Origin of the sequence: Halomonas sp. NCCP-2165, assembly GCF_023708045.1 — a bacterium.
In the GTDB taxonomy this organism is placed as follows: Bacteria; Pseudomonadota; Gammaproteobacteria; order Pseudomonadales; family Halomonadaceae; genus Bisbaumannia; species Bisbaumannia pacifica.
The window spans coordinates 1-11,914 of record NZ_BRCY01000050.1 but is presented as its reverse complement, the minus strand read 5'-3'; the positions used below and the strand labels follow the sequence as shown (position 1 = coordinate 11,914).

The following is an 11,914-nucleotide window of genomic DNA, read 5'->3' as shown; positions in this document are numbered from 1 at the left end:
CAGCCACCCCGAACCGCCCCACGAGGAGAACGACCATGAGCCACGCCTGGCAGAGCTATCGCAGCGCCCCGCCCCCCGGCACCCCGGTGATCGAGGCGGCGGCCCTGATGCCGGGCAGCAGCCGCTGCCTGAGCGTGGAGAGCCACAAGGGACGCTTCCCCCTGCTGCTGGTGCGGCTGACGGATGGCCGCCCCCGGGCCTATGTCAACGCCTGCCCCCATCAATACCTGCCCCTCGATCAGCAGGGCCCCCGAGTGCTCAGCGAGGATGGCCGCCAGCTGATTTGCAGCAGCCATCAGGCGAGGTTCTGTGCCGAGAGCGGTGCCGGCCTCGGTGGCCCCGGCGCCGGCGATGGCCTGGATGCGGTGCCCCTCGAAGTGGCCGAGAACGGCTGGCTGGTGATCGGCGCCGGCGCATCGTAGAGTAGGCCTGCCGGCCTCCGGCCCGCAGTCGTATCGCCACCCAAGAGTGCCCCATGACCGACACCGTCGACGGCGAGGCCTTCAGCCTCGACGAGCTGCTCAGCTTCCGGCTAATCCGCCTGACCAACTCCATGAACAAGATCGCCGCCGCCTCCACCGGCGAGGACTTCGACCTGGCCCTGAGCGAGTGGCAGGTGCTGGCCTGCATCGGCGAGGCGGGGCACTCCTCGGTGATGGACATCGCCCGCCGCACGCGCATCGACAAGGGCTGGATCAGCCGCGCCAGCCAGGCCCTGCTGGGGCGTGGCCTGATCGCCCGCCGGGCCGATCCCAGGGATTCCCGGCGCGCCTGGTTGACCCTGACCGAGGAGGGGGAGCGCCTCTTCGCGCGCGCCGTGGTGATCTCGCGGGCGCGCAACGCCACCTATGCCGAGACGCTGAGCCCCGGCGAGCGACTGCTGCTCAACGAGCTCCTCGACAAGGTACAACGGCGGGTGGATCGCCTCGCCGAGGGCGAAGCGACGCCCTGACTCGACCGGCAAACGACAAAAAGGCCGACCCTATCGAGGGTCGGCCTTTTTGCCGGGCGTCACGACGCTAGTAGAGCCACTGGGGCAGCAACAGCACGATGCCCGGGAACACCAGCACCAGCAGCGCCCGCGCCATGCCGGCGAACCAGAAGGGCGTCACCCCGCGGAAGATGGTCCCCGTCGAGACGTCCGGCAGCACCGCCCGCAACACGAAGACGTTCATCCCCACCGGCGGCGTGATCAGGCTGATCTCGATGACGATCACCACCAGGATGCCGAACCACACCAGGTCGAAGCCCAGCCCCGCCACCACCGGGAAGAACACCGGCACGGTAAGCAGCATCATCGACATGCTCTCGAACACGCAGCCCAACAGCACGTAGATCGCCAGGATCACCAGGATCACCATGAAGGGCGCCACCTCCAGGCCGTTGACGAAGGCCAGCAGGTCGTCCGGCAGGCCGGCGCGGTTGATGAAGTTAGCGAAGATCAGCGCCGTCAGCACCACCGCGAAGAGCATCGCCGTGGTGCGCACCGTGTCCATCAGCACGTTCATCACCACCTGCGGGGTCAGCGCCCGGCGCAGCAGGGCGATCACGAAGGCGCCCATGGCGCCGATCCCCGCCGCCTCGGTGGGCGTGAACACCCCTAGGTAGATACCGCCGATCACCAGCACGAACAGCGCCAGGGTGCTGCCCACGCTCTTCAGCGCCGCCAGGCGCTCCGCCCAGGACACCCTCTCCCCGGCCGGCCCGGCGCTCGGGTCGCGCCACAGCACCCACTTCACCGCCAGCAGGTAGAGCACGATGCCCAGGATGCCGGGGATAAAGCCCGCCGCGAACAGCTCGCGGATACTGGTCTCGGTGAGGATGCCGTAGATCACCAGCATCACGCTGGGCGGAATCAGGATCCCCAGGGTGCCCCCGGCGGCGATGGCCGCCGAGGCCAGGGAGTCCTGGTAGCCGTACTTGCGCATCTGCGGCATGGCCACGCGCCCCATGGTGGCGGCGGTGGCCAGGCTCGAGCCGCAGATGGCGCTGAAGCCGCCGCAGGCGACGATGGTGGCCATCGCCTGGCCGCCCTTGCGGTGCCCCAGGAAGCCGTTGGAGGCCCGGAACAGGGCGTCCGAGAGGCCGGCATGGGAGACGAAGTTGCCCATCAGGATAAACAGCGGAATCACCGACAGACCGTAGTTCATGGCGGTGTCCACCACCCGCCGCGCGGCCATCGCCTCGGCGGCATTCCAGTTGCCGGTGATCACGTAGAAGCCCACGAAGCCGACGATGCCCATGGCGAAGGCCAGCGGCAGGCGCAGGAAGACCAGCAGCAGCAGGGCCGCGAAACCGTAGAGTGCCTCGATCATGCCGCATCCCCCTTGTCGGTCGTGTCGCGTTCGGGACTCAGCGGCCCGCCGCGCTCGATGATTCGCAGCCCCTCGAGCAGATAGCCCAGGGCGCGCAGCCCCAGCAGCAGGGTCGAGACGCCCAGCATCAGCGCCATCAGATAGATCAGGTAGCCGATGGGAATGCGCAGGAACTCGGTGACGTCGCCCCAGGCGAAGGCCCGCTCCCCCAGCGCCCAGACCCGGCCGGTCATCACCCACAGGGCCGCGCCACAGACGCCGTTGACCACCAGCTGACGGAACCAGATCAGCCCCTTGGGGAAGACCGCATCGAGCAGGTCGACGCTGATATGCGCCTCGCGCCAGCACACCACCGGCAGGGCGAGGAAGACCACCGCCGCCAGCATCAGCTGGGTCAGCTCCACGGTGCCGAGGATGGGGTTATTGAAGAAGTAGCGACCGGTCACGTCGGCGGTGGTCAGCAGCATCAGGGCGAAGAGGGTGGCGCCCGCCACCCCCTCCAGGCCACGCTGCAATACCAGGCCGAGCCGTGCCGCTCGAGTCGCCAGGGTCTGCATGGGGCGCTCCCTTTACTCGGCCGGCACGATGGTATCGGGCACCAGGGCGGCCACGCTCTCTTCCTCGGCGGCCGCATCCAGTTGCTCGTGGAAGTAAGCCATGGCGGCCCGGGCATCGATGCCGCGGCTCTCGGTGACCGTCTCGGCCCATGACTCGACCAGGTCGTCGCTGATGCCGCGCAGGGTCTCGAGATCCGCGCCCCCCAGGTCGGTGAAAGTGTGGCCCTGCTCCTCGGCGAAGGTCACCCCGCGCACGTCCACGGTGTCGAACATGTAGCCGAACAGCCGCGACAGCCGCTCGCCGGAGACCGCCTCGATGGCCGCCCGATCCTCCTCGGAGACCCGATCCCAGATCATCGGGTTGACGACGATGGTGAAGCTGCCGCGATAGAAGCCGCCATCCACCCGGAGGGTATGCGGGAAGACCTCGGCGACGCGGAAGCTGCGCAGGCCCTCCGGCACCAGCATGGCGCCGTCGATGACCCCCTGGGAGCCCGCCTCGTAGACGCCGGTGGGCGGCAGGGCCACGCCGGTCAGCTCCAGGGCAGTGGAGAGATCGCCCATGACCCCGCCGCCGACGCGGATGCGCTCGCCGCGCAGGTCATCCAGGCTGTCGTACTGTTCGCGGCTGAAGATCCAGCCCGGGCCGTGGACACCGGCGGCCACCACGTCCACGCCGCGATGTTCGCCGGCCTCGGCCAGGTACTCCTGGTGGGTGCGCCAGTAGGCGGCGGAGGCATCCTCGGAGGAGAACTCCTCGAAGGTGGGGAATTCCGGCAGCTTGGTCAGCTCGAAGCGTCCGGTGTTGTAGCCATGGAAGACCCAGGTGGCATCGGCGATGCCGTCGGCCACCATCTCCATCTGGGAGGCGGGCGGCCCCATGTCGTGGACCACGTCCAGGGTCACCCGCCCCTCGGTGGCTTCCTCGATCCAGGCCTTCCAGGTGGGCCAGACGATGGTATTGATGCCATGGTTGGGGCCGGCCCAGGTGCTGACGGTGATGGTGGTCTGGGCCAGGGCCGGGGTGCTCAGGGATGCGGCGGCCAGGGCGCCGATCATCAGGCTGGCGGTCTTCTTGTGCATGGTCACTCCCTTCGTCGCCACCGGACGGCGACACGATGTGCTGTTGTTGGAATAGGCGGCGGGGCTCGCCGGCAATGCGATACGTATTTTTGTCTTTTGATATTTTTAGCGAAACATTTCATGCATACCATGCCCGGCGTCCCGGCATTGGCGCAATGGCAGCGCGACGAATGGCGCATAAGACATAGGTCTAAAGGGGGTTAAATCGTTATTTATCAAGCCACTGCACCAATATTAGCGAGCAAACGACTTTCCCGGAATGGCCGCGACCAGGGCCTCGAACAGAAGGCCATTAGGGGGTTATCCGGAGGCAAGCCCCATAAAACCCACACATATTGGCAATAACTCAGATTTTTATCGTGTCACTCCACGTGCCGCCGGAAAAATCTGCGGCAACGAGGGAGCGCGGTCTCACCCCCTCTCGCCCCCGTCACGACCAACACCACAAAGCCTGTCGATCTGTACCGGGGGCGGTATCAGATGAGCTCTTCGCTCATCAGGGCTCCACGACCCGGGAAGCGATGCCCTCGGCCTCGGCGACCCGGGCGAGCTGCTCGCGGAACGCCTCCAGGGCCGCCTCCGCTTCGACGCCCCGCTCGGCGACCTCCACCGACCAGGCGGCGATCAGCTCGTCGGTGATCTCCTGCAGCCGCGCGATACCGGCCTCGTCCAGGGCCTGGGTGACCTGCCCCTGCTCCTCGCCGAAGGCCACGCCACGCTCGTCGGAGACGTCCATCATGTAGCCGAACAGCCGCGAGAGGGACTCGCCGGAGACCGCCTCGATGGCCTGGCGATCCTCGGCGGAGACCCGCTCCCAGAACATCGGGTTGACCACGATGGCGAAACTGCCGCGATAGAAGCCGCCATCCACCGTCAGGGTATGCGGCGCCACCTCGGCGACCCGGAAGCTGCGCAGGCTCTCCAGGGTCAGCATGGCGCCATCCACCACCCCCTGGGAGGCCGCCTCGTAGACGCCGGTGGGCGGCAGGGCCACGCCGGTGACCCCCAGGGCCTCCGCCAGGCCGCTCATCACCCCGCCACCGACTCGCAGCCGCAGGCCCGCCAGGTCATCGAGATCGGCCACGGCATCGCGGGTAAAGACCTGACCCGGGCCATGCACCCCCATGGCGACGACATCGACGCCGCGGTGCTCCTCGGCCTGGGCCAGGTGTTCCCGATGGGTATGCCAGTAAGCGGCGGAGGCGTCCTCCGAGGAGAACTCCTCGAAGGTGGGGAATTCCGGCAACTGGGTGGCCAGGAAGCGGCCGGCCATATGGGCATGGAAGATCCAGCTGGCATCGGCGATGCCGTCGGCGACGATATCCATCTGGGAGGCGGGCGGGCCCATGTCGTGGACCACGTCGAGGGTCACGCGCCCCTCGGTGGCCTCCTCGATCCAGGCCTTCCAGGTGGGCCAGACGATGGTGTTGACGCCGTGGTTGGGGCCGCCCCAGGTGCTGACGGTGAGGGTGGTCTGGGCCTCAGTCTGGGCCAGAGCCGGAGCGCTCAGGCAGAAGGCGGCGGTGGCACCCAAAAGCAGGCGAGTGGCGTGATGCATGGTCGAGTTCCTTGTCGTGGCCGATGCGCGCATCGACATCATTGTTAGGCGTTATCGGCGACAACCTTGCCCGGCAACTGATCTCGATCGCAACCATTCACCCTGGCACAACCGACTAGACTTAAGTCTACCCGCCAAGCAAGCCGCTGATTATCTGGCTTTAATAACGCGACACGGCGCCTGAGCGGTCGGCCACAGGGAGACCACGGCTAGACAACAAGTTTCAAAAGAAACTATTATCCCGACACACCAACGACAAGGCGCCGCTCCCCTGCGGCCCCGACCGAGCGGAGGAATCATGAGCAAGCAGTTCGCGTCCCACGCCGATACCGAAGAGAAGCAGGTCAGCTTCACCAGGCTCGCCGACGGTCTCTATGCCTATACCGCCGAGGGTGACCCCAACACCGGCATCATCATCGGCGACGACAGTGTCATGGTGGTGGACACCCAGGCCACGCCGATCATGGCCCAGGACGTGATCCGCCGGATCCGCGAGGTCACCGACCTGCCCATCAAGCATGTGGTGATGAGCCACTACCATGCGGTACGGGTGCTGGGCGCCTCCGCCTACGAGGCCGAGAACATCTATGCCAGCCGCAACACCTATGAGCTGATCAAGGAGCGCGGCCAGCAGGACTACGAGTCCGAGGTGGGTCGCTTCCCGCGCCTCTTCCAGGGCGTCGACTCGGTGCCCGGCCTGACCTGGCCGACCGTCGTCTTCGAACGCGAGCTGACCGTCTTCATGGGCAACCGCGAGGTGCGCATCATGCACCTGGGCAAGGGCCACACCCGGGGCGACACCGTGGTCTGGCTGCCCGAGGAGAAGGTGCTCTTCTCCGGCGACCAGGTGGAATACGGCGCCACCCCCTACAGCGGCGACGCCTACCACGAGGAGTGGCCGGCCACCCTCGACAAGCTGCTGGCCCTGGAGCCCGAGCAGCTGGTCCCCGGCCGCGGCGACGCCCTGACCACCCCGGCGCTGTGCCGCGAGGCCATCGAGGGCACCCGCGACTTCCTACTGACCATGTACAACAGCGTCAAGGCGGGCAAGGCCGCCGGCAAGTCGCTCTCCGAGTGCTATGCCGAGACCTATGCGCTGATGAAGCCCAAGTACGGCCACTGGGTGATCTTCGATCACTGCCTGCCCTTCGATATCACCCGCTGCTATGACGAGGCCGGTGGCGAGTACCCGGACCCGCGCATCTGGACCGCCGAGCGCGACCAGGAGATGTGGCACTCCCTGCAGGACGTGGTCGAAAACCAGTAAGTCCCGCGCTCGCTGACCCCAGGACACCCCCCGCGGCCCACCCAGGGGTCGCGGTCGGAGGAGCCATGCCGAATACTTACAAGAATCCCGTCTATCCCTACCGCCGGCCGCCGGAGCTGGACCGGGCCGAGGTTCGTCACTGCCCGGTGGTGATCATCGGCGGCGGTCCCTCGGGCCTGGCCGCGGCCATCGACCTGGCCAAGCAGGGCATCGATAGCGTGCTGCTGGACGACAACAACACCGTCAGCGTCGGCTCGCGGGCCATCTGCTTCGCCAAGCGCACCCTGGAGATCATGGATCGCCTCGGCTGCGCCCAACCCATGCTCGACAAGGGCGTCACCTGGCGGCTCGGGAAGGTCTTCTTCCAGGAGCGCCGGGTCTACGAATTCAACCTGTTGCCGGAGGATGGCCACCGGGTGCCGGCCTTTATCAACCTGCAGCAGTACTATTTCGAGGAGTACCTGGTCGAGCGTACCGAGGCCTTCGCCGAGCGCATCGACCTGCGCTGGAAGCACCGGGTGACCGAGGTCGACAGCCAGGCCGAGCGCACCCTGGTGACGGTGCGCACCGAGGATGGCGACTACCGCCTGGCCTGCGACTACCTGCTGGTGGCCGATGGCGCCAACAGCCGCATCCGCGACATGCTCGGCCTGGACTGCCAGGGCCAGGTGTTCCAGGACCGCTTCCTGATCGCCGACGTGGTGATGAAGGCGGACTTTCCCACCGAGCGCTGGTTCTGGTTCGACCCGCCCTTCCACCCCAACCAGTCGGTGCTGCTGCACAAGCAGCCGGACAACGTCTGGCGCATCGACTTCCAGTTGGGCTGGGATGCCGACCCGGAGGAGGAGAAGAAGGAAGCGAACATCCGCCCCCGGGTGCAGGCCATGCTCGGCGAGGACGTGGCGTTCGACCTGGAGTGGGCCAGCGTCTACACCTTCCGCTGCCGCAAGATGGACAGTTTCATCCACCGCCGGGTCTTCTTCATGGGCGACGCCGCCCACCAGGTCTCGCCCTTCGGCGCCCGAGGCGCCAACGGCGCCATCCAGAGCGTGGAGAACCTGACCTGGAAGCTGGCCCGGGTGCTCAAGGGCCAGGCGCCCCAGGCGCTGCTCGCCACCTATGACGACGAGCGCCAGCATGGGGCGGCGGAGAATATCCTCAACTCCACCCGCGCCACCGATTTCATTACCCCCAAGAGCCGCGTGAGCCGCCTGTTCCGCGATACCACCCTGGAGCTGGCCGAGCACTACGACTTCGCCCGCGCCCTGGTCAACAGCGGCCGGCTGTCGATGCCCTGCCGCTACGACGGCTCGCCCCTCAACGGCGATGACGCCGCGGGCCTGCCGACCGAACTGCGCCCGGGCAGCCCCGCCAAGGACGCGCCGGTGCGCCTGGATGGCGAGGCCGCCTGGCTGCTTAACCAGCTGGGGGATCGCTTCGTGCTGCTGCTGGATGCCCGGGGCGGGGTGGAGAGCAACGGCCTGGCCGACCGCGCCGCCGAGCTGGCGGCCCTGCTGGCCCGCCAGGCGGACCTCGACCTGCTGCTGCTGGGCCCGGCCCCGGCGGCGCTGGCCAACCTGCCGCGGACCCGTCAGTGCGAGGACGCCGAGGGCCTGGTGACCGGCCGCTACGGCCTGACCCCGGGGGCCGGCTACCTGCTGCGCCCCGACCAACACGTCGCCGCCCGCTGGCCCGAGTGCCGCGCCGAGGCGGTGGAGCACGCCCTGGCCACGGCCCTGGGCCAGCACCTGACCGCCGCGGAGGTGACCCATGCCACGGCTTAAGCTCGAGCCCAATTTCAGTGATCCGGACGCCTTCTACGCGGCGCTCACCGAACTCCACCGGGAGCGCAGCGACGAGGAGAGCGAGCGCATCAATGCTCGCCTGATCCTGCTGCTGGCCAACCAGGTCGGCGACCAAGCGGTGCTGGAGGAGGCGCTGCACATCGCCGCCGCGCCGGCACCCCAGGAACGGTAATTTCGAGAGGATACCCCCATGACCACCCCGACCCTGGACTACCAGAGTGGTTTCCGTAACCACTTCGCCAGCGAGGCGCTGCCCGGGGCCCTGCCCCGGGGCCAGAACTCGCCCCAGCGCTGCCCCTATGGCCTCTACGCGGAGCAGTTCTCCGGCTCGGCCTTCACCTCGCCGCGCCACCAGAACCTGCGCTCCTGGCTCTACCGCATCCGCCCCTCGGTGGCCCAGTCCGCCTATCGGCCGCTGGAGGACGCCCGGGTCGCCACCGCGCCCCTGGCCAGGCCCGCCGCCGACCCCAACCAGATGCGCTGGGACCCCATGCCGCTGCCCGAGGCCGGAACCGACTTCCTCGACGGCCTGCTCAGCGTGGCGGTCAACGGCGATGCCGGCACCCAGGCCGGCTGCGGCGTGCACCTCTACGCCATCAACCGGGACATGCTGGAGCGCTTCTTCTATAACGCCGACGGCGAGCTGCTGATCGTGCCCCAGCTCGGCACCCTGCGCCTGCGTACCGAGTTCGGCGAGCTCGAGGTAGCCTCCGGCGAGATCGCCGTCATCCCCCGCGGCGTCAAGTTCCAGGTGCGCCTGGGCGACGGCGTCGAGGCCGCCCGCGGCTACGTCTGCGAGAACTACGGCGCGCCCCTCGAGCTGCCGGGGCTCGGGCCCATCGGCGCCAACGGCCTGGCCAACCCCCGCGACTTCCTGAGCCCGGTGGCGGCCTACGAAGACCTGACCGGCGACTTCGAGCTGGTGGCCAAGTTCTCCGGGCGCTTCTGGTCGGCGCGCCTGGATCACTCGCCCCTGGACGTGGTGGCCTGGCACGGCAACCTGGCCCCCTACAAGTACGACCTGGCCACCTTCAACACCATCAACACCGTGAGCTTCGACCACCCGGACCCGTCGATCTTCACCGTGCTGACCTCCCCCTCCGATACCCCGGGGATGGCCAATATCGACTTCGTGATCTTCCCGCCGCGCTGGATGGTGGCCGAGAACACCTTCCGCCCGCCCTACTTCCATCGCAACCTGATGAGCGAGTTCATGGGCCTGATCCACGGCGAGTACGACGCCAAGGCGGAGGGTTTCCTGCCCGGCGGCGCCAGCCTGCACAACTGCATGTCGCCCCACGGGCCGGACGCCGAGACCTTCGAGAAGGCCAGCGAGTGCGAGCTGACGCCCCAGTACCAGGGCGCCACCCTGGCCTTTATGTTCGAGAGCCGCTACGTCTATCATCCCACCGAAGCGGCGCTGAACGCGGCATTCCGCCAGCGCGACTATGTGGATGTATGGGCCGGCATCAAGAGCCATTTCGACCCCGAGAATCGCTAAGCCCGACTCCCCGACGACAAAGGATTATTAAGATGAAACTTGCCAGCCTCAACAAGGGCCGCGACGGCGAACTGATCGTCGTCTCCCGTGACCTCAAGCGCGCCGTCAAGGTGCCGCAGATCGCCGCCACCCTGCAGCAGGCCATCGAGCAGTGGGACACCCTGGCGCCCCAGCTCCAGCACGTCTACGACGCCCTCAACGGCGGCCAGGCCGAGAACGCCTTCGACCTGGACATGGCCAAGCTGCACTCGCCACTGCCCCGCGCCTACCACTGGGCCGACGGCTCCGCCTACCTCAACCACGTCCAGCTGGTGCGTCAGGCGCGCAATGCCGAGATGCCGGAGACCTTCTGGACCGATCCGCTGATGTACCAGGGCGGCAGCGACCGCTTTATCGCCCCCAGCGAGGACATCGAGGCGGTGAGCGAGTCCCACGGCATCGACTTCGAGGGCGAGATCGCCGTCATTACCGACGACGTGCCCATGGCGGTGACCCCGGAGCAGGCCGCCGGCCATATCAAGCTGATCATGCTGGTCAACGACGTCAGCCTGCGCGGCCTGATCCCCGGCGAGCTGGCCAAGGGCTTCGGCTTCTACCAGGCCAAGCCGGCCTCCAGCTTCTCGCCGATCTGCGTCACCCCCGACGAGCTGGGCGACACCTGGAAGGAGGGGCGCGTCCACCTGCCGCTGACCGTGCACCTCAACGGCGAGAAATTCGGCGAGCCGGAGGCCGGCCCCGACATGATCTTCGGCTTCCCGGAGCTGGTGGCCCATGCCGCCAAGACCCGCTACCTGGGTGCCGGCACCGTGATCGGCTCCGGCACCGTCTCCAACCCGGACGCCGAGGGCGGCCCCGGCAAGCCGGTGAGCGACGGCGGCGTGGGCTACAGCTGCCTGGCCGAGGTGCGCATGGTCGAGCAGATCCTGCATGGTCAGGCCAAGACCTCCTTTATGCGCTTCGGCGACCGGGTGCGCATCGAGATGTTCGATCGCGACGGCCAGAGCATCTTCGGCGCCATCGACCAGCAGGTGGTCGAGTACAAGCCCCACTGAGACGAGGAGGCAGGATGACGACCCTCTACGGTTATTTCCGCTCGTCCGCCGCCTACCGGGTACGCATCGCCCTGAACCTCAAGGGCCTGGCCTATGACCAGGCCCCGGTCAACCTGGTCAAGGGCGAGCAGCGCGGCGAGGACTTCCTCGCCCGCAACCCCCAGGGGCTGGTGCCGGCGCTGGTCACCGACGACGGCGCGCGGCTGACCCAGTCCCTGGCGATCTGCGAGTACCTGGACGAGCGCTACCCGGAGCCGGCGCTGCTGCCGGCGGACGCCGCCGGCCGCGCCCGGGTCCGCGCCCTGGCCCAGGCGGTGGCCTGCGAGATCCACCCCCTCAACAACCTGCGGGTACTCAAGTACCTGACCGGGGAGCTGGGGGTGGACGAGGCGACCAAGATGACCTGGTACCGCCACTGGATCAGCGAGGGCTTCGCCGCCCTGGAAGCCCAGCTCTCCCGGGAGGCGGGAAGCGGCGACTTCTGCCATGGCGACACCCCGGGCCTGGCGGACCTCTGCCTGGTGCCCCAGGTGTTCAACGCCGAGCGCTTCGAATGCGACCTGACCGCCTACCCGCGGATCCGTCGCATCGTGGCCAACTGCCGGGCCCTGGACGCCTTCGCCCGGGCCGCCCCGGAGGCCCAGCCGGACGCCGGCTAGGTGTGTAAACCCACCAGGTTGTTCACGGAAAGACCTAGCCGGCTAACCGGAGGATGGTAATCCAAGCTGGCATGCGGTCGATGCCAGTTGTACTGGTGAAGCCAAACCAGCAGATAC

The 11,914-nt window shown here is 67.9% G+C and carries 12 protein-coding genes and 1 pseudogene; 8 read left to right on the top strand and 5 right to left on the bottom strand.

Annotated features, from left to right (window positions below):
- The first annotated feature begins 35 nt into the window (after window positions 1-35).
- Both NFU04_RS16080 and NFU04_RS16075 read left to right on the top strand, forming a co-directional pair.
- The gene (locus tag NFU04_RS16080; protein ID WP_251310419.1) at window positions 36-422 is read left to right on the top strand and encodes a Rieske (2Fe-2S) protein; all 387 of its coding nucleotides are present in this window, start codon (window positions 36-38) and stop codon (window positions 420-422) included.
- Window positions 423-475: 53 nt separating this feature from the next.
- Window positions 476-952, top strand: coding sequence for a MarR family winged helix-turn-helix transcriptional regulator (locus tag NFU04_RS16075; RefSeq protein ID WP_251310418.1), 477 nt, complete (start codon window positions 476-478; stop codon window positions 950-952).
- A gap of 67 nt (window positions 953-1,019) precedes the next feature.
- On the opposite strand, the gene NFU04_RS16070 is transcribed toward NFU04_RS16075, so the two are convergent.
- The 4 genes from NFU04_RS16070 to NFU04_RS16055 form a co-directional block, all read right to left on the bottom strand.
- Complete coding sequence (locus NFU04_RS16070; protein WP_251310417.1) at window positions 1,020-2,315, bottom strand: TRAP transporter large permease; 1,296 nt, start codon at window positions 2,313-2,315, stop codon at window positions 1,020-1,022.
- A complete protein-coding gene (locus NFU04_RS16065; RefSeq protein ID WP_251310416.1) occupies window positions 2,312-2,872 on the bottom strand; it encodes a TRAP transporter small permease in 561 nt (186 codons plus the stop codon). Before NFU04_RS16065 ends, NFU04_RS16070 begins: the two co-directional genes overlap by 4 nt.
- A gap of 12 nt (window positions 2,873-2,884) precedes the next feature.
- Complete coding sequence (locus NFU04_RS16060; protein WP_251310415.1) at window positions 2,885-3,955, bottom strand: TRAP transporter substrate-binding protein; 1,071 nt, start codon at window positions 3,953-3,955, stop codon at window positions 2,885-2,887.
- A gap of 496 nt (window positions 3,956-4,451) precedes the next feature.
- Window positions 4,452-5,513, bottom strand: a complete 1,062-nt coding sequence (locus tag NFU04_RS16055; RefSeq protein ID WP_251310414.1) for a TRAP transporter substrate-binding protein — start codon at window positions 5,511-5,513, stop codon at window positions 4,452-4,454.
- 298 nt (window positions 5,514-5,811) lie between these two features.
- On the opposite strand from NFU04_RS16055, the gene NFU04_RS16050 reads away from it, so the two are divergent.
- From NFU04_RS16050 to maiA, 6 genes are all read left to right on the top strand, one after another.
- Window positions 5,812-6,780: an MBL fold metallo-hydrolase gene (locus NFU04_RS16050; RefSeq protein ID WP_251310413.1), complete on the top strand. Its 969-nt coding sequence runs from the start codon at window positions 5,812-5,814 to the stop codon at window positions 6,778-6,780.
- Between the two features lie 65 nt (window positions 6,781-6,845).
- The gene (locus NFU04_RS16045) at window positions 6,846-8,564 is read left to right on the top strand and encodes an FAD-dependent oxidoreductase (protein ID WP_251310412.1); all 1,719 of its coding nucleotides are present in this window, start codon (window positions 6,846-6,848) and stop codon (window positions 8,562-8,564) included.
- On the top strand, window positions 8,551-8,757 hold the full coding sequence (locus NFU04_RS16040; protein ID WP_251310411.1) for a DUF2783 domain-containing protein: 207 nt from the start codon (window positions 8,551-8,553) through the stop codon (window positions 8,755-8,757). Before NFU04_RS16045 ends, NFU04_RS16040 begins: the two co-directional genes overlap by 14 nt.
- Before the next feature lie 18 nt (window positions 8,758-8,775).
- Window positions 8,776-10,086 (top strand): homogentisate 1,2-dioxygenase, encoded by a 1,311-nt coding sequence (hmgA, locus tag NFU04_RS16035; RefSeq protein ID WP_251310410.1) that lies wholly within the window; start codon window positions 8,776-8,778, stop codon window positions 10,084-10,086.
- Between the two features lie 32 nt (window positions 10,087-10,118).
- Entirely contained in the window at window positions 10,119-11,138 is a 1,020-nt protein-coding gene (locus tag NFU04_RS16030; protein WP_251310409.1) for a fumarylacetoacetate hydrolase family protein, read from the top strand.
- A gap of 14 nt (window positions 11,139-11,152) precedes the next feature.
- On the top strand, window positions 11,153-11,797 hold the full coding sequence (gene maiA, locus NFU04_RS16025; RefSeq protein WP_251310408.1) for a maleylacetoacetate isomerase: 645 nt from the start codon (window positions 11,153-11,155) through the stop codon (window positions 11,795-11,797).
- Here maiA and NFU04_RS16020 read toward each other — a convergent pair.
- Window positions 11,794-11,914, bottom strand: a pseudogene (locus NFU04_RS16020) (IS481 family transposase); the annotation flags it as partial. The gene maiA and the pseudogene NFU04_RS16020 sit on opposite strands and share 4 nt — an antisense overlap.